The sequence below is a fragment of the Spirillospora sp. NPDC048819 genome, from assembly GCF_040650055.1.
Taxonomy (GTDB): Bacteria; Actinomycetota; Actinomycetes; order Streptosporangiales; family Streptosporangiaceae; genus Spirillospora.
In genome coordinates this window covers 1-16553 of the sequence record NZ_JBEZGN010000009.1, presented here as the reverse complement: position 1 = coordinate 16553, position 16553 = coordinate 1, and the positions used below count along the sequence as shown (strand labels likewise).

At 71.8% G+C, this 16553-nt stretch carries 18 protein-coding genes and 1 tRNA gene; 10 read left to right on the top strand and 9 right to left on the bottom strand.

The genetic code is table 11. From position 1 onward, the window contains the following. Positions 1-9: 9 nt before the first annotated feature. Entirely contained in the window at positions 10-927 is a 918-nt protein-coding gene (locus AB0C35_RS14895; protein WP_358455135.1) for a hypothetical protein, read from the bottom strand. Positions 928-1087: 160 nt separating this feature from the next. Further along, positions 1088-1861, bottom strand: a complete 774-nt coding sequence (locus AB0C35_RS14890; RefSeq protein WP_358455133.1) for a hypothetical protein — start codon at positions 1859-1861, stop codon at positions 1088-1090. Positions 1862-2459: 598 nt separating this feature from the next. Here AB0C35_RS14890 and AB0C35_RS14885 point away from each other — a divergent pair. Continuing rightward, positions 2460-2942, top strand: coding sequence for a CarD family transcriptional regulator (locus AB0C35_RS14885; RefSeq protein WP_067459337.1), 483 nt, complete (start codon positions 2460-2462; stop codon positions 2940-2942). A gap of 34 nt (positions 2943-2976) precedes the next feature. After that, on the top strand, positions 2977-3444 hold the full coding sequence (ispF, locus tag AB0C35_RS14880) for a 2-C-methyl-D-erythritol 2,4-cyclodiphosphate synthase (RefSeq protein WP_358455130.1): 468 nt from the start codon (positions 2977-2979) through the stop codon (positions 3442-3444). Positions 3445-3477: 33 nt separating this feature from the next. Here the strand turns inward: ispF and fahA are convergent, their stop codons facing one another. The 3 genes from fahA to AB0C35_RS14865 all read right to left on the bottom strand — a co-directional run bounded on the left by fahA (position 3478) and on the right by AB0C35_RS14865 (position 6855). After that, positions 3478-4695: a fumarylacetoacetase gene (gene fahA, locus AB0C35_RS14875; RefSeq protein ID WP_358455127.1), complete on the bottom strand. Its 1218-nt coding sequence runs from the start codon at positions 4693-4695 to the stop codon at positions 3478-3480. After that, positions 4692-5579: a hypothetical protein gene (locus AB0C35_RS14870; protein ID WP_358455124.1), complete on the bottom strand. Its 888-nt coding sequence runs from the start codon at positions 5577-5579 to the stop codon at positions 4692-4694. Before AB0C35_RS14870 ends, fahA begins: the two co-directional genes overlap by 4 nt. Positions 5580-5676: 97 nt before the next feature. After that, positions 5677-6855 (bottom strand): hypothetical protein, encoded by a 1179-nt coding sequence (locus tag AB0C35_RS14865; protein WP_358455122.1) that lies wholly within the window; start codon positions 6853-6855, stop codon positions 5677-5679. A 243-nt stretch (positions 6856-7098) separates the two neighbouring features. On the opposite strand from AB0C35_RS14865, the gene AB0C35_RS14860 reads away from it, so the two are divergent. The 6 genes from AB0C35_RS14860 to rlmB all read left to right on the top strand — a co-directional run bounded on the left by AB0C35_RS14860 (position 7099) and on the right by rlmB (position 13014). Continuing rightward, complete coding sequence (locus tag AB0C35_RS14860) at positions 7099-7842, top strand: DUF6585 family protein (protein WP_358455119.1); 744 nt, start codon at positions 7099-7101, stop codon at positions 7840-7842. 51 nt (positions 7843-7893) lie between these two features. Beyond that, a complete protein-coding gene (locus tag AB0C35_RS14855) occupies positions 7894-8310 on the top strand; it encodes a YciI family protein (RefSeq protein ID WP_358455116.1) in 417 nt (138 codons plus the stop codon). Then, complete coding sequence (locus AB0C35_RS14850) at positions 8307-9656, top strand: DUF6596 domain-containing protein (RefSeq protein WP_358455114.1); 1350 nt, start codon at positions 8307-8309, stop codon at positions 9654-9656. The genes AB0C35_RS14855 and AB0C35_RS14850 overlap by 4 nt, the downstream gene beginning before the upstream one ends. Next, positions 9631-10488 (top strand): alpha/beta hydrolase, encoded by an 858-nt coding sequence (locus tag AB0C35_RS14845; protein ID WP_358455111.1) that lies wholly within the window; start codon positions 9631-9633, stop codon positions 10486-10488. Before AB0C35_RS14850 ends, AB0C35_RS14845 begins: the two co-directional genes overlap by 26 nt. A gap of 65 nt (positions 10489-10553) precedes the next feature. Continuing rightward, positions 10554-11951 carry a cysteine--tRNA ligase gene (gene cysS / locus AB0C35_RS14840; protein ID WP_358455109.1) on the top strand — a complete coding sequence of 466 codons (1398 nt, stop codon included), beginning with the start codon at positions 10554-10556 and terminating at the stop codon, positions 11949-11951. Between the two features lie 145 nt (positions 11952-12096). Next, a complete protein-coding gene (gene rlmB, locus AB0C35_RS14835) occupies positions 12097-13014 on the top strand; it encodes a 23S rRNA (guanosine(2251)-2'-O)-methyltransferase RlmB (RefSeq protein WP_358455106.1) in 918 nt (305 codons plus the stop codon). Here the strand turns inward: rlmB and AB0C35_RS14830 are convergent. The 3 genes from AB0C35_RS14830 to AB0C35_RS14820 are packed head-to-tail and all read right to left on the bottom strand — an operon-like array spanning position 12995 to position 15074. After that, positions 12995-14167 (bottom strand): sigma-70 family RNA polymerase sigma factor, encoded by a 1173-nt coding sequence (locus AB0C35_RS14830; RefSeq protein ID WP_358455688.1) that lies wholly within the window; start codon positions 14165-14167, stop codon positions 12995-12997. The two genes, rlmB and AB0C35_RS14830, sit on opposite strands and share 20 nt — an antisense overlap. Continuing rightward, the gene (locus AB0C35_RS14825; protein ID WP_358455103.1) at positions 14167-14508 is read right to left on the bottom strand and encodes a YciI family protein; all 342 of its coding nucleotides are present in this window, start codon (positions 14506-14508) and stop codon (positions 14167-14169) included. Before AB0C35_RS14825 ends, AB0C35_RS14830 begins: the two co-directional genes overlap by 1 nt. Next, a complete protein-coding gene (locus AB0C35_RS14820) occupies positions 14505-15074 on the bottom strand; it encodes a dihydrofolate reductase family protein (protein ID WP_358455100.1) in 570 nt (189 codons plus the stop codon). The genes AB0C35_RS14825 and AB0C35_RS14820 overlap by 4 nt, the downstream gene beginning before the upstream one ends. 159 nt (positions 15075-15233) lie before the next feature. Between AB0C35_RS14820 and AB0C35_RS14815 the strand changes: the two genes are divergently transcribed. Further along, positions 15234-15306 (top strand) — tRNA-Thr (locus AB0C35_RS14815). 69 nt (positions 15307-15375) lie between these two features. On the opposite strand, the gene AB0C35_RS14810 is transcribed toward AB0C35_RS14815, so the two are convergent. Then, complete coding sequence (locus AB0C35_RS14810; protein ID WP_358455097.1) at positions 15376-15750, bottom strand: tyrosine-type recombinase/integrase; 375 nt, start codon at positions 15748-15750, stop codon at positions 15376-15378. 37 nt (positions 15751-15787) lie between these two features. Here AB0C35_RS14810 and AB0C35_RS14805 point away from each other — a divergent pair, with 37 nt between their 5' ends. Then, the gene (locus AB0C35_RS14805) at positions 15788-16372 is read left to right on the top strand and encodes a hypothetical protein (protein ID WP_358455094.1); all 585 of its coding nucleotides are present in this window, start codon (positions 15788-15790) and stop codon (positions 16370-16372) included. Positions 16373-16553: the final 181 nt, after the last annotated feature.

Genomic DNA, 16553 nt, shown 5'->3' with positions numbered 1-16553 from the left:
GGGCCGGGATCAGTGGCCGGCCGCGCCCGGGGACTGCTCGCCGCCGGGGGACTGCGAGGCGCCCGGAGACTGCGAAGCGCCCGGAGACTGGGAGGCGCCCGGAGACTGGGAGGCGCCCGGAGACGCGGACGCCTCCGGCTGGGCCGGCTCGGTGCCCGGGGACGGCTGCGGGCCGCCCGTGGCGCCCGGCGACGCCTGCGTCCCGCCTGCGGGTGTGGGCAGGGGGTAGGTGCTGTAGTCGCCCTGCTGCGGGATCAGCGGCACCTGGAACTCCACGGCACCGGCCTTCTCGAACTGCATCCGCACCGTGATCGGGGCCCCGGCGAGCAGGTCCTTGCTGAGGCCGGTCAGCACCACCCGCGGCTGCCCCTTACCCGAGATGACCGGGGGAGGGCTCTCCGGGCCGCCGGTGTTGCCGGACGTCGGGCTGGAGGTCGCCTCCGATGTGGCGCCGGGGCCGGTGGGCTCCGGCGTCGCCGTCGGCTGCCCGGTCTGGGCCGGAGGCGTGGGACTGGGCGTCGCCGCCGCATCGCCGATCAGCTTGGTCAGGCTGCCCGTGCCGTCCGGTGAGGCGGGCGGCAGCACGATCCCGCCGCCGTCGATCCTCGCCGAGCCGAAGAGCGGCGAGGAGACGGAGACGAGCCGGTCCTGCCTGCCCTCGATCTCGTTGATCATCACGCCGTACAGTGCCAGCGACGAGCCCGCCGGGACGGGGTCGCCGGGCTTCGGTCCCAGCACGAACATGTTGCGCAGGGCGATCTGCACCGCCGGGTCGCCCTTCGGCACCGACACGTTGACGCCTTCGGTCAGCCGGGTGGGGGCGGCCGACTGAGCATCCGTGCCGGCGCCGCAACCGGTGATCACCGGCGCGATGGCGACGGCGGCCGCGACGGCGAGCGTGACCATTCGGCGGCTGTTTCGGATCACGGCGTCGGTCTCCTTGCGAAGTGTCGTTCAGCAAAGGCTGGCGTCTGAAAGTTGTGAGAGTGGCGTGAGATACGCCAGAGGAAGCCTAGCGAGGCCCGGCCGCAAGTCCCGCCCGGGGGTCGCCGACACGCTCATTTTCCGGGCGGACACACCCGAACCGTCAGCCGGACCCCAGTGCCCGGACCTTGTCGGTGAGTTCCGGCCCGGCCTTGGGCCTCTGGACGACCTCGTTGACCACGCCGTCCGGCTGCACGAACACGGCGGTGAGGCCGGGAGCGGCCGCACCCGGCGAGCCGGGCGCCGGCGCGTACGCCTTCGCGAGGACGCCCTCGCGGTCTTCGAGGATCAGCGGTGTTCCGTAATGGGCGCTGCCCGCGCACGCCCTCAGTTCCTTCAGGGACGTCCCCTTCTTCTCGCCGGCCGGACGCGGGTCGGCGACCAGCCAGAAGTTCAGCACGTTCTCCTGCGTCCTGCCCGCGAGTTCCGCGACGACACGTTCGCACTCGTACGCGGGAGGGACGATGCCGATGACGCCCGGACGCAGGTCGCGCAGCGGCGTGACCGTCCGCTCGCCGGTCACCAGGTCGACGTCGCGGTCCGGCAGGAGCCCGCCGACGTCGCCGGGGCTCGCGGAAGGGCGCGGCGCCAGTTGGGCGCCCGTGGGACGCGGCGTCGGCTTCGGCCCGAACGCGGTCATCAGCGCGCCGCTGAGCAGCGCGATCAGCAGCGCCCCCGCGATGATCGGGATGGCGACGCCGAACCGGGTCACCGGACGGGTGAGGCGGCGGGCCCGCGCCCTGCGCCGCCGGCGGCGTTCCTCACGGCGGTAGGCGAGCATGTCGCGCTCGAGTTCGCGGGCGTCATCGGGCACGACGACGTCAATGCGGGGAAGCCCGTAGTCGTCGGGCTCCGGGTCGCCGCCGTCCGGTCTCACGCCGCACCTCCCATCCCGGTTCCGCCGACGTCCGCCGCCGCCCGTCCTCCCGGGCCGCGGTCCGCACGGATCACCGTCCCACCGTCCCACCGGATCGGCGTTCCGTCCCGCCGGGACGCCGATTCGATCGACCGCCGTTCCGCACCGGCCCCCCGAGGGCCGCCGTCCCGGCCGGGCGTCGACCGGCCGGAGCGCCGTCTCCGCGGGCCGGCGTCCGCGGGGCGCCGTTCCGCTGGGCCGGCGTCCGCCGGGACGCCGTCCCGTTAAGGGGTGGTTCCCGTGGGTTGCCGTCCCATTCGGGGCTTCCGGCCGCTTCGTACCCGCAGCGCCCGGCTTGCTCACCTCCAGTATGGGCCGCATCCGCGAGGCCGGCAGGGGGGAGGCTTGTCACCGGGGCCGCTTACCGGTAAGGGTCGCGCGGTGGGATCAGGGTGCTCCTTCGGCTACCCTGAGTACGGGGAACTGGTTGGCGATGCACCATTAAAGGGCTTTGTCAATACCCCAATATGCAGCTTGACCTGCGCAAATGTCTAGAACGTCGGTTCGGCCACGCTGGTTTCCGTGGTACCCTGGTTCTAGCGGAAGGGGTACTTGTCACATGACTTTCCAGGTCGGCGACACCGTCGTCTACCCCCACCATGGGGCTGCTCGGATCGAGGCCATCGAGACTCGCACCATCAAAGGTGAGGAAAAGACCTATCTGGTCTTGAAGGTCGACAAGGGCGACCTGACAGTGCAGGTCCCGGTCGAAAACGTTGAGGACGTGGGTGTCCGCGACGTCGTCGGCCAGGAGGGTCTGGAGAAGGTGTTCGAGGTGCTTCGCGCCCCTTACACCGAGGAACCCACCAACTGGTCCCGCCGGTACAAGGCGAACCTTGAGAAGCTCGCCTCCGGCGATGTGAACAAGGTCGCCGAGGTCGTCCGCGACCTGTGGCGGCGCGACAAGGAGCGCGGCCTCTCGGCGGGTGAGAAGCGCATGCTCGCCAAGGCGCGCCAGATTCTGGTCAGCGAGCTCGCGCTCGCGGAGAAGACCAACGAGGACAAGGCGGAGGCCCTGCTCGACGAGGTGCTGGCCAGCTGATCGGCCGGACGAGTTGAGCGCGAAGCTTCCACGGGTGGGCGTCGGTACCGACGTCCACCCGTTCTCGTCGCAGCCGCGCCCGCTGTGGGTGGCCGGGCTCGAATGGCCCGGCGAAGGGCACGGGCTCGCCGGGCACTCCGACGGCGACGTCGCCGCCCATGCCGCCTGCGACGCACTGCTGTCGGCCTGCGGCCTCGGGGATCTCGGTGCCGTCTTCGGCACCGACGACCCGCGCTGGTCGGGCGCCTCCGGCGTCACCCTCCTCAGAGAGGTCGCCCGCCTCGTGCACGAGGCCGGCTTCACCATCGGCAACGTCGCCGTCCAGGTCATCGGCAACCGGCCCAAGATCGGCAAACGCCGGGCGGAGGCCGAGAAGGTCCTGGCCGAGGCCCTCGGCGGCGCCCCGGTCGCGATCTCGGCCACGACGACCGACGGCCTGGGGCTCACGGGCCGGGGCGAGGGCCTGGCCGCCATGGCAAACGCCCTAGTCGTCCCGACCTGACCTCCACCCGGTCTTCGCCGCGACCCCACGGGATCATGGGCGGGCGGGGTGGACGGTGCCGGTCACCTCGCCCAGCGTGATGCGGGAGCCGGACGATCCCGGGGCCTGGGCGCGGATGGTGACGGTGTCGCCGTCCTCCAGGAACGTGCGCTTGGTCCCGTCGTCCAGCTCCAGGGGCTCCTGCCCGTTCCAGCTGAGCTCCAGCATGCAGCCGCGCTGGTCGCGTTCAGGGCCCGAGACCGTTCCCGAGGCGAACAGGTCCCCGGTGCGCAGCGGAGCGCCGTTGACCGTGGCGTGCGCGAGCTGCTGCGGCGGCGTCCAGTACATCGACGCGAACCGCGGCCGCGCGGCCACCTGGCCGTTGATCAGGACCTCCAGGTGCAGGTCCAGCCCCCACGGCTCCTCGGAACGCAGATAGGGAAGCGGAACCGGGTCCTGGACGGGCGGCGGCACGCGCGCCGGCTCCAGCGCCGCGACCGGCACCACCCACGTCGAGACCGACGTCGCGAACGACTTGCCGAGGAACGGCCCGAGCGGCTGCGACTCCCACGCCTGCAGATCGCGGGCGCTCCAGTCGTTCACCAGCACGAACCCGAACACGTGGTCGCGGAAGGCCTCGGCCGGGACGCGGTGCCCGGCCACGGACGGGACGCCCGCGACGAACCCGACCTCCGCCTCGAAGTCGAGCCGCATCGACGGCCCGTACGACGGCTCGGGGTCGCCCGGGGTCCTGCGCTGCCCGGACGGCCGGATGATCGGCGTCCCGGACGGGTAGACCGTGCCGGAGCGCCCGTGGTAGGCGACCGGCAGCCGCTTCCAGTTGGGCGTCAGCGGCTCGCCGTGCGGGCGGAAGATCCGTCCCGTGTTCGTCGCGTGGTGCTCGGAGGAGAAGAAGTCGACGAAGTCGGCGACCTCGAAGGGCCGCAGCAGTTCCACGTCCGAGACGGGGATCAGATGCGGCTCCACCCGCTCCCGGTACGCCTCGTCGGTGAGCAGTTCGACGAGGCGGGCGCGGTTGCTCTCCCAGACGGCGCGTCCGGCCACCATGAAGGCGTTCAGCGACCCGGACGCGAAGTAGCGGCGATCGTCCACCAGGCCCGCGGCGGACATCTCCGCCAGGTCGAGGACATGATCGCCGATGGCCACGCCGACGCGGGGAAGCTCTCCCGGCCGCGCGAAGACACCGTACGGCAGGTTCTCGACGCCGAAGCCGCCGTTCTCATCCACCTCAACCCACGAAACGGACGTCATGGAGACATATCTTCCCCAGTGTCCGGCGTTCTGATCAGGCCCGCGGTCACCAGATCCGCCCGGGCCCCGCGGACGTCGGAGGTACCGAACGCGGTCAGCAGCCGGCGGGCCGCCCGCGCCTCGTCCTCGGTCAGCGCCAGCAGATCGTGTGCGAGGCCGGCGGCGTCGGTGCGTTCGAGCGTTCGCCGGACGTCGCGCTCGTGCTCGCCCGCCGCCGCGCAGGCCGTGGCCAGCAGCACGTTCAGGAAGCCGTGGCGGGACGCCTCCCGGAAGGCGTGATCGGGCCCGGCCGCGCACGTGAACGCCAGATCGCGTTCCGCGCAGGCCGCGATGAAGGCCGCGAGCTCGTCCGAACCGGGAGCCTCATCGGTCACCGGTCCGCCCACGCGGTACTTCGCCCCGAGCGCGGCACCGCGGTCAGGCACGCTCTGTGCGGAGTCGCGGGCCGCGGTGATGCGGTCGAGCGCGTGCAGCCACCCCGGTGCGCGCCGCACCTCGATGCGCGCCGGTATGTCGGAGGGGAGCCTGGCGATCGTCACGGCGGCGGCCCGCGCCTGGTCCGCGTCCCGGGGCAGCGCGATCTCCACGGACGACGGCCGGACGCGGGGCTCGGCGCGGACCGCGTCCAGGGTCTTCGGAAGCTCCTCGACACCCGTGTCGGCGATGACGCCGAGGTCGAGAAGGTCCTCGGGGACGAGATGGGTCCGCAGTTCGGCGAACCGCGACGCGGGGCACAGGAACCGTCCGACGAGCGGATCACCGCCGGCCCGGCGTGCGCCCGCGCCGACGGCGGCGCGATGTCCGGACAGAGCCTCGTCCATCGGAGCGCGTTCCGGCGGGAAGAGCGCGGCGTCGTCGATGAGCCGAGCGAGTAGGCCGCTCATGCCCGGTCAGTACCCCCGGAACGCCCCACCTCACGTCGTTTGTGGGTGACGTCGCGCTTTGTGGTGGCTTTGCGGGTGTGTGGTTACTTGGTCTGGTTCAGTCGGCGGGTGGGGTGGGGCCGCTGCGGAAGCTGCCTGACGGCGGTGGGTTCCAGTCCTTGGCCGGCTCGTGGTCTTCGCCGCCCGGGTGCTCACCGGCGTCGGGGTCCTCGGCGCGATCGGAGGGCGCCGTGTCGTGATCGTCCTCCTCCGCGCCGTACGCCGCGGGCATCACGATGTCGGGACGCGTCGTCGAAGCGACCGGACGGTCCTCCGCCTCGTCACGGTCACGGCTCCTGACCAGCTCGACGTCCGTGGGGAGCAGCGGGGGCGGGGTGACCGCAGGCTCCGGCAGTGCGTCCAGCGGCGGCCTCGGCTCCGGCAGTGCGTCCAGCGGCGGCGCCGGCTCCGACGACAGGCTCCGCTCGACCACGAACCCCTCGTATCCCGCGGGCTCTCGCGGCGCGCCGTCACCCGTGGTGCTCTCCGTTGCGCTCTCGTCAGCGTCGGCGGTCTCGAACGCGGCCGCCTGTTCGCGGGCGGCCAACTCGTCCGCGGCAGTGGGCTCGGCTGAGGCCGTTTCCTGCGCGGCCGGGTCGGGGGCGAAGGGAATGAGCGGCTCCGGCTCCGGCTCGGGGTCGTCCAGGAAGGCCAGGGGCGACCGCGGTTCGGGCTCCTCGGGCTCGGACGGGGCGGCCAGGGCCAGCGGCTCCGGCGCCGCCGGTTCCAGGACCTTGACGTGGCCGCGCTGCATCTCGGCGGGCGCGATCTCCTCGGCGGCGGGGCGGGCGACGCGGATCTGCTTGAACATCGTCAGCCACAGCCAGACGGCGATCACCAGCATGACGTGCGGCGCGACGGCGACGCCCGCCCGGACCGCGTCGTCGGGAAGCGAGGAGAAGCCCCAGACCGAGTGCTGGACCGACAGCGCCGCGCCCCCGGCCACCAGGAGCAGCAGCAGCGCCCAGCGCAGCAGCCGCGTCCACCAGCGGGCGTTCCGGGTGATCACGAGGGACAGGATCGCCATCGCGGTGAGCGTGTCCGCCATCGCCGGGTACAGCGGCGCCCAGCGGCGGCCGGCGCCGCCGGCGAGGGCCATCTCGCGGAGCACGTCGTAGGTCAGCGCGTAGGCGCCGCCCGCCAGCGCGGCGACGATGAGGCCGGCGAGGGCGGTGAGCAGCCGCCGCTGGACGGGGGTGTACCGGAGGCCGCCGGGCCGCGTGGGATCAGATGGCATGTCTCTCGTTCCGGGGGAGGGCGCCTGAGGGTCCTCAGGCGAGATTAACCAGCCCGGGACGGCGGTGGCTCCCCACTTCCCAATGATCACTTCTCGCTGCGCGTGCTATGGGAGGAGACGTACGGTATGGGCAGCGCGGGTTTGGGCGACGCGCGCCGGACGTCGAGTGCCCGGGGGAGGCGATGATGCCGGACGGCAGGGCCGGAGGCGAGATGCGGTCCCCCGCGGCCGGATAGCACGACGGTGGCGGCTTCCCGGGATCGGCTCGGCGAACCGGTCCGGACGTTCGACGGCCGGACCGGCAACCGCCGCACGTGGCTCTGGCTGTCGCTGCTCGGCCTGGCGTCGCTGGCGCTCATCCCGGTGGCCATCGTCTACCTGTACGAACGCGTGTGGTGGGCGGGCGTCCCGGCGCTGCTGCTCTCCATGGGGTACGCGGGTGCCGCCGGCTGGATCGTGGGGCGTGAGCCTCCGCGCCTCCGCGACCGGGTCGCGCGCCTCCACACGGGCGGCGTCTCGGTCACCGGGGCCGGCGGCGACGCCGGCTACACGTGGGACGAGCTGGTCTCCGTCACCGTGTCCGCCGTGCGGACCGGTCCGGGCGGACGCACCCGCTGGCGTTTCACGATCGTCGGGGCCGACGGCGGCGTGCTCCGGCTCGGCGATGACCTCCCGGACGTGCGGACGCTCGGGGTGGCCGTCGCCGAGGAGGTGACCGCCCGGGCCGTCCCGCGGCACCTGGCCGCGGTGAAGGCGGGTGAGACCGTCCGGATCGGGCCTTTCACCGTAAATCTGTACGGCGTCGAGAAGGACGGTGAGCGGCTCCCCTGGCAGGCCGTCGACGACGTCACGATCGACAACGGCCTGGTGACCGTGCACGCGGCCGCCGGACGGGCGGACCTGGTGACCGTCGTCGCGCAGACGCCGGACGCACTGGCGTTCACCGTGCTGTGCCATCGGGTCATGGACCTGACAGAACTTTCCTGAAGATTTCTTCGCGGAGGATGTCGAGAACGCGTCCGCCGCTCCGATCCTGCTGTGACGAGCGGTCCGTCCGGGCCGCCGCCCGAGTCCGAGGGAAGTGACCACGTGAAGTACATGCTGCTGATCTACAACCGCCCCGGCTTCGTGGAGGAGCTGACCGAGCAGGAGCGCGACGAGCTGTTCGGCGAGGTCGGCGCGATCATGAAGGAGCTGACCGAGTCGGGCGAGCTGGTCGGCGGGGACGCGCTGGCCGATCCGTCCAAGACCAAGACCGTCCGGCGGAAGGACGGGCAGCCGGCCGTGACCGACGGGCCGTTCCTGGAGGCCAAGGAGCACTTCGCCGGGCACATCACCGTCGACTGCGAGTCGGTCGAGCGGGCCGTGGAGATCGCGGCGCGCTGGCCGGACGTGCGGTTCGGCGGGTACATGGAGGTCAGGGCGATCATGAACGAGTCCGGGACGGAGATGTGACGGCGGCCGTGCCCGTGCCCCCGGAGATCGAGGACCTGCTGCGCACTCTCGCGCCGCAGGTGCTCGGCACGCTCGTCCGGCGGCATGGGCACGGGGCGTTCGACGCCTGCGAGGACGCCGTCCAGGAGGCCCTGCTCGCCGCCGCCGTCCAATGGACGGAGACCGAGCGGACGGAGGCGGGGCAGGACGACGCGGCCGGGGGCGGCGTTCCGGAGAATCCGCGCGGGTGGCTGCTGACGGTCGCGACGCGGCGGCTCACCGACCAGTGGCGCAGCGAGCGGGCCCGCCGCGACCGGGAGGCCGCCGTGTTCGCCCGGGAGCCGTCCGGACGGGAGGCGCCCGGTCCGGCCGACGACCGGCCGGGTGACCACGACGACACGCTGACGCTGCTGTTCCTGTGCTGCCATCCGGCGCTGTCGGCGCCCTCCCAGGTCGCGCTGACGCTGCGCGCGGTCGGCGGGCTCACCACGGCGCAGATCGCCCGCGCGTTCCTCGTCCCGGAGGCGACGATGGCGCAGCGGGTCAGCCGCGCCAAACAGCGGATCAAGGCGGCGGGGGCGCGGTTCGGCATGCCGCCGCCGGACGAGCGGGAGGAGCGGCTGCGGGCTGTCCTGCACGTCCTGTACCTGATCTTCAACGAGGGGTACACCGCGTCCAGCGGCCCTGACCTGCAGCGCGCCGACCTCACCGCCGAGGCGATCAGGCTCACCCGGGCGCTGCACCGGCTGCTGCCGGACGACGGCGAGGTCACCGGGCTGCTCGCGCTGATGCTGCTCACCGATGCCCGCCGTCCGGCCCGGAGCGGTCCGGACGGCCTGCTGATCCCGCTCACCGAGCAGGACAGGGCGCTGTGGAACCGGGACGCGATCCGGGAGGGGACGGGGCTGGTCACCGAGGCCCTCACCTGGTCGCCTCCCGGCCCGTACCAGCTCCAGGCCGCGATCGCCGCCGTCCACGCGGAGGCGCCGCGGCCGGAGGACACCGACTGGCCGCAGGTCCTCGCGCTCTACCGGCTGCTGGCGCACGTGTCCCCGAACCCGATGGTCACGCTGAACGAGGCCGTCGCCCTGGCGATGGTGGACGGCCCGTCGGCGGGCCTCGACCTCCTGCGGTCCCTGGACGGCGACGACCGCATGTCCGGGCATCACCGGCTCGCCGCCGTCCGGGCCCACCTTCTGGAAATGGCGGGCGAGGCGGGCGCCGCGCGGGAGATGTACCGGCAGGCCGCCCGCAGCACGACCAGCATTCCTGAGCGGCGCTACCTCGAATCACGCGCCGCGCGACTCAACGACACACGACCTGACGACGGAGGAAGCCACGATGGAAACGACCGTGCGAACACTTGACGTCCCCGGCGCGACACTGCACTACGAGGTGCGCGGCTCCGGGCCCGTCCTGCTGCTGATCTGCGGCGGGATCTACGACGCGGCCGGCTATGCCGGGCTCGCCGGCCTGCTCGCCGACCGGTACACCGTCGTGACGTACGACCGGCGCGGCAATTCGCGCAGCCCCCTCGACGGGCCGCCGGAGCCGCAGCGCGTCGACGTCCACGCCGACGACGCGTCCCGCCTGCTGGCCGAGGTGGCGGACGGGCCGGCGTTCGTGTTCGGCAACAGCTCCGGGGGGCAGATCGCGCTGGAGCTGGTGGCGCGTCATCCCGGGCAGGTGCGGGCGCTGGTCGCCCACGAGCCGTCGCTGCTCGGGCTGCTGCCGGACACCGCGCACTGGGAGTCCGTCTTCTCGGACGTCGAACGGGCCTACCGGGACGGCGGCGTCGGCCCGGCGATGGCCGCGTTCGGGGCGGCGCTGGGCATGGACGGCGGCGGGGACGGCGGCGAAGACGGCGAAGGCGACGGGCACGGCGCCGCGGGCGCACCCGATCCCGAGATGCTGGAGATGTTCGCGCGTTTCGAGAAGAACACCGACTTCTTTGTGGGATACGAGGTTCCGACGTTCGGACGCTCGCTGCCCGACCTCGACGCCCTGCGTGCGTCGTCCACCCGGATCGTCCTGGCCGCGGGGCGGGAGTCCGCAGGTGAGCCGCCGTACGAGGCCACCCATATCCTGGCCGGGCGCCTCGGGATCAAGGCCGAGACCTACCCCGGCGACCACGGCGGCTTCGGGGCGGAGGCGGAGGCGTTCGCGGCCAGACTCGACGGGACGTTCACGGCGTCCTGACCGGACACGCGGCCCTCCCCGCCGAGAGCACACGCGGTCGTGCGCCGATCCAATAACCTGGCCCTGTGAGTCTGCGCCTTTACGACACCGGTACCCGTAGCGTCCGCACGTTCGAGCCCTTGGAAGAGGGCCGCGTGGGGATGTACGTGTGCGGTGCGACGCCGCAGGCCTCACCCCACATCGGCCACCTGCGCTCCGGCGTCATCTACGACGTGCTGATGCGCTGGCTTCGCGCGTCCGGCTACGAGGTGACGTTCGCGCGCAACGTCACCGACATCGACGACAAGATCATCGCGGTGTCGGCGGAGCGGGGCGTGCCGTGGTTCGCGGTCGCCGAGGGCAACCAGCGGGTCTTCACGCAGGGCTACGACCTGCTCGGCTGCCTGCCCCCGACGGTCGAGCCGCGCGCGACCGGGCACGTCCCGGAGATGATCGTGCTGATGCGCCGGCTGATCGAGAAGGGGCACGCGTACGCGGCGGGCGGCGACGTGTACTTCGACGTCAAGTCGTGGGCCGACGAGTACGGCGCGCTGTCGAACCAGCGGCTGGAGAACATGCGCTCCGCCGGCGACACCCCCAACGAGGACGTCAAGCGCGACCCGCGCGACTTCGCGCTCTGGAAGGGCGCCAAGCCGGGCGAGCCGACATGGGAGACGCCGTGGGGCCCCGGACGGCCCGGCTGGCACCTGGAATGCTCCGCCATGGCGACCAAGTACCTCGGCGCCACGTTCGACATCCACGGCGGCGGCGTCGACCTGATCTTCCCGCACCACGAGAACGAGATCGCCCAGTCCCGCGCCGCCGGCGACGGCTTCGCCCGCTACTGGCTGCACAACGGGCTGCTCACCGTGGACGGCGAGAAGATGAGCAAGTCCGTCGGCAACGTCGTGCTGCTGCCCGATCTGCTCGGCGCGGCCCGTCCCGTCGAGGTGCGGTACTACCTGCTCTCGGCGCAGTACCGGTCGCTGATGGACTACACCGACGCCTCCCTGGCCGAGGCCGTCTCCGCCTACCAGCGCATCGAAGGCTTCGTCACGCGGGCGTCGGAAGTCGTGGGCGCCGCCGGGCCCTCCGCCGCCGTCCCCGCCGAATTCGCGGCCGCGATGGACGACGACCTGGGCGTCCCGCAGGCCCTGGCCGTGCTGCACGAGACCGTCCGGGAGGGGAACAGCGCCCTCGCGTCCGGCGACCATGACACGGTTCGCGGCCACCTGGCGGACGTCCGGGCGATGGCGGACGTGCTCGGCATCGACCCGCTGTCCCCCGAATGGCGCCAGGCCGGTGAGGAGGACCTGCGTCCCGTCGTGGACGCCCTCGTCGCCGTCGCGCTGGAGCAGCGGCAGGCGGCCCGCGCCCGCAAGGACTACGCCGCCGCCGACGCCATCCGCGACGGCCTGTCCGACGCGGGCATCCTCGTCGAGGACACCCCGCAGGGCCCCCGCTGGGAACTCAAGCACGACTGACAGGGCCGCGGCACGCGCGGATTGCATTGCGCACCGTGCGCGGCGGATAAAATCGGATGTTCGCGGGGGTTCGCTGCCGTCGCGCAGAGACCTGACCCGCCCGACGAGGGCGAACCGCAACCGTCGCGAGGGGCGTACCGAGAAAATGGCCAAGCGCAAGGGCAAGGGACCCACTCCCAAGGCCGAAGACCGGCACTGGCACGGCAAACGCCAGAAGGCGCGCGCCGTCAAGAGCGCCAGGCGCACCGGCACCCAGACGCTGGGGCCGGGCGGGCGCCCGAAGGCCGGCGACTCCAAGGACCGTGCCGCGGGACGCCCCGCGGGTGCGCGGCGCGCGAACGGCGAAGTCCCCGAGCTCGTCACCGGCCGCAACCCGGTCGTGGAGGCGCTGCGGGCGGGGGTCCCCGGCACCGCGCTCTACGTGATGTCCAGCACCGACGAACGCGTCCGCGAGTCGATCCAGCTCGCCGCCGACCGGCGCGTCCCCCTCCTGGAGACCGGCAAGAACGAACTCGACCGGCTCACGGACGGCGCCGTCCACCAGGGCATCGCGCTCCAGGTCAAGCCGTACCGGTACGCGCACCCCGATGACCTGCTCGTCGGGACCGCGCCGCTGATCGTCGCGGTGGACGGGATCACCGACCCGCGCAACCTCGGCGCGATCGTCCGGTCCGCCGCCGCGTTCGGCGCCGCCGGCGTCGTCGTGCCGGAGCGCCGCGCCGCCGGGGTCAACGCGGGCGCCTGGAAGACGTCCGCCGGCACCCTCGCCACCGTCCCCGTCGCGCAGGCCACGAACCTCACCCGGCAGCTCAAGGCGTACCAGAAGGCGGGCTGCTTCGTCGCCGGCCTGGACGCCGCCGGCGGCGTCGCCGTCGCCGACCTGGAGCTAGCGTCCGGTCCGTTCGTCCTGGTCGTGGGCTCGGAAGGCAAGGGCCTCGGACGCCTGGTCGCCGACACGTGCGACATGCTCGTCACGATCCCGATGCCGGGGAAGGCCGAGTCTCTCAACGCTGGGGTCGCCGCCGGAATCGCCCTCTACGAGGTCAGCCGCCTCCGCTCCTGACCCTTCGCCCCTTGAGAAAGGCAAGCTCGGCCTCGTTCTCCGTCCGCTCAATGGCCATGTCATAGGCCGCCGCGGCCTCACGCCGCCTGCCGAGCCTCCGCAGCAGATCCGCGCGGATCGCATGGAACAGGTAGTACCGGCCGAGGTCGAGCCCGTCCACGATCGCCAAAGCCGCCTCGACGCCCTCGACCTCGGCGACCGCCACAGCCCGGTTGAGGGCCACCACCGGGCTCGGCGCCACCGCCATCAACTGGTCGTACAACTGCAGGATCTCGTCCCACCGCGTGTCCTCGACCCGTGCCGCGTCACCGTGCACCGCATTGATCGCCGCCTGAATCTGGTACGGCCCCGGCCGGTTCCTCCGCAGACAACCCCGGACGAGCGCCAGCCCCTCGTCCACAAGCGCGCGGTCCCACAACCCGCGATCCTGATCGGCGAGAAGCACCAGTTCCCCGTCGACCATCCGCGCGGGCTTACGCGACTCGATCAGCAGCATCAAGGCGAGCAGCCCCTGAACCTCGGGCTCGTCCGGCATCAACTCCGCCAGAACCCGCCCGAGCCTCACCGCCTCCGCCGCCAGATCGTCCCGGCCGCCGTACCCCTGGTTGAACACCAGGTAGATGACCGCGAGCACCCCGGAGAGGCGCCCCGGAAGATCCGCCTCCTCCGGCACCCGGTACGGAATCCCCGCGTCCCGGATCTTCCCCTTCGCCCGCACCAGCCGCTGCGCCATCGTCTTCTCCGGCACCAGGAAGGCCCGCGCGATCTCCGCCGTCGTCAGCCCGCCCAGCAGCCGCAACGTCAACGCCACCCGCGCCTGCAACGCCAGCGCCGGATGGCAGCACGTGAAAATGAGCCGGAGCCGTTCGTCCGGCACGGCCCCCTCCTCAACCGGCTCGACCTCGCCGACCAGCACCGCCTGCGCCTGCTTGCCCGCCCGCGCCGCCTCCCGGCGCAGCCGGTCGATCGCCTTGTTCCGCGCCGTCGTGATGATCCACCCCGGCGGACTGGGCGGCGGCCCGTCCACCGGCCACCTCCGCACCGCCTCCGCGAACGCGTCCTGAACGGCCTCCTCGGCGACATCGACATCACCGAACACCCGGACCAGGACGGCCACGGCCCGCCCATGCTCCTCGCGGAAAACGCTCTCGATCAGCTCTGGAACGGCCGCACCTCCATCGGCAGCCCCGTCACCCGCGCATACCTGGCCGCCACCTCCAGCGCCGCGTCCAGATCCTCCACCTCGATGATCATGAGCCCGCCGATGAACTCCTTGCCCTCCGTCCACGGCCCGTCCGTCGCGACGACCTCGTCGCCCCTCAACCGCACCACCGTGCTCGCCTCGGGCCCGTGCAGCCCCTTCCCGAACACCCACGCCTCCTGCGACTCCAGGTCACGCCGGATCTCCCCGAGCTCCGCCATCACCTTCTCCAGCACCTCCGGCGGCGGCTTCTCGCCCACCGGCTGGATCATGTTCAGCGCGTACAGCCTCATGCTTCCTCCCTGCCCCGATACGTCGCGATCACGACCCCCGTCGTCGTGGTCACCGAGTCCACGAGCCGCAGCCCCACCTCGACCCCGTCGAACAGCCGCCGCCCCGCCCCCAGCACCAGCGGATGGATCATCAGCAGCCACTCGTCGACGAGCCCCCGCCGCATCAGCTCCCGCGCGAGCACCCCGCTCCCGAACACCATGAGCCCCTCGTCCTTGATCCCCTCGACGTCCCCCACGTCCCTCACCAGAACCGAGTTCTCCCACGGCAACGGCTCCGGCAACGTCCTCGACACCACGTACTTCCGCGCCCGGTTCAACACGTCCGTGAACGGACTGCCGGCCTGATGGGGCCAGAACCCGTAGAAGTCCTCGTACGTCCGCCGCCCGAACAGCAGCGCCCCGCCCCGCCCCATGCCCTTCCCCAACACGGACCCCATGACCTCGTCGTTCCCCGGAACGGCCCACCCACCGCGCGCGAACCCGTCCCGCACATCCTCATCGGCCCGCCCGGGCGCCTGCATCACACCGTCAAGCGTCAGATGATCGACAAGAACGAGCTTCCCCATGAGCTTCCCCTCCACCACAGCCGACCCACCGCCGGCCTCTCACCCACTACACGAACGCCCACCCCCCACATCGACACCCGCACCCGAAAAACCCCCGCCAAGCCCCACACCCCCGCGCGAGCCCCCCACCAAGTCGACTACCATGCGGGACGAGCCCGCGCCGGCGTAGCTCAATTGGCAGAGCATCTGTCTTGTAAACAGAAGGTTAGGGGTTCAAGTCCCCTCGCCGGCTCCCACGTCAAAGGCCCCCTCCAGCTTCGGAGAGGGCCTTTTTGCTAACGGGTACAGCAGCGAAGTACAGCTACGCAGACGTCTCGCCGCTGTCGTCGCCAGCCTGCCGCAGATGATCCCCGAGCCGCTTGAGCGCCGCTCTGGTCTGCTCGGTGGGAACCTCGGTGTAGATCTCCATGGTCAGGCTGATCTTGCTATGCCGGAGAATCTGCATCGCCACGCGCGGATGGACGTCCAGCGCGGCCAGGAGCTTCCCGCACGTGTGCCGCGTGTCGTGAACCCGGATGACCTTGACCCCGGCAGCGGCACACCGCGACTCAAAGGCCCGGTTGACGTTACGCGGCTCGATCGGGCGGCCCCACCTGGTCGTGAAGACGAGATCGCTACCGTGCCACTCCTCGCAACCGTCCCGCTCGGCCTGCTGCTGCGTCTCCCGGAGGCGCAACGCGGCAGAGCAGAGGGACGGCAGCGGCAGGAAATCCGTGGAGCTAGCCGGCCTCTCCGGTCACGTCGTCGAACTGGGCAAGTCGATCAACCTTGAGATCGCCGAAGACGGCGCCGCACTGCTCGAATACCGCTTCGACCTGCTCAACCTCGGTGACAAGCCATTAGCCCGCGTATCCCGCGAAGTGTGGTACGAGCACACCACCGGCCCACTGGTTATCAAGCCCGTCCCCGACACTGACCGGCGTCCCGCCATCCAGCGCATCCACGACACGACCAACCTCGCCAAGTTCGCGTTTCAGATCTCGCCGCCGCTGCGGCCGGGGGAGTGGGCACGCGTCGGATACGTCTGCGCGGGCGGGAAATTCGACCTCAACCACTACTGGCGCGAATCGATGCACCGCTACTGCCGCCACTACGAGATCAGCGTCCGGCAACGCCACATCGACCTCGGCGGATGCACCGCCACCGAGGAACACCCGGACGGTTCGGAGAACTCCGCCACGGATAGCCTCGTTTGGGACATCGACGGCCGGGACGCCGTCATGGCGTTGACCCGTGACCACCTACGCCCCAACCAGGCCGTGACGCTGCGCTGGGAAGTGATCCGTGAACCTGCGTGACGAAATCGAAGCCGCTATCCGCGCATGGCACGCCTACGAGACCAGCCGCGGATCCGTCGCCGTCATCGACTTCGACTGCGCCCCCACGGTAGGTGTCAAGTCAAATGGGACAGGGGCCAGTGATCGTTAGGCGGCTTGTTTCTCCTGGTCAGAGCTGATCGGGTCGGTGGTTTCTTCGTCG

Bases quoted from the DNA above. Each gene is read 5' to 3' on its own strand.
- AB0C35_RS14870 (WP_358455124.1), bottom strand. From the start codon at position 5,579: ATGAGCGGCCTACTCGCTCGGCTCATCGACGACGCCGCGCTCTTCCCG.
- rlmB (WP_358455106.1), top strand. From the start codon at position 12,097: ATGGCCAAGCGCAAGGGCAAGGGACCCACTCCCAAGGCCGAAGACCGG.
- AB0C35_RS14845 (WP_358455111.1), top strand. From the start codon at position 9,631: ATGGAAACGACCGTGCGAACACTTGACGTCCCCGGCGCGACACTGCAC.
- fahA (WP_358455127.1), bottom strand. From the start codon at position 4,695: ATGACGTCCGTTTCGTGGGTTGAGGTGGATGAGAACGGCGGCTTCGGC.
- AB0C35_RS14865 (WP_358455122.1), bottom strand. From the start codon at position 6,855: ATGCCATCTGATCCCACGCGGCCCGGCGGCCTCCGGTACACCCCCGTC.
- AB0C35_RS14820 (WP_358455100.1), bottom strand. From the start codon at position 15,074: ATGGGGAAGCTCGTTCTTGTCGATCATCTGACGCTTGACGGTGTGATG.
- AB0C35_RS14885 (WP_067459337.1), top strand. From the start codon at position 2,460: ATGACTTTCCAGGTCGGCGACACCGTCGTCTACCCCCACCATGGGGCT.
- AB0C35_RS14825 (WP_358455103.1), bottom strand. From the start codon at position 14,508: ATGAGGCTGTACGCGCTGAACATGATCCAGCCGGTGGGCGAGAAGCCG.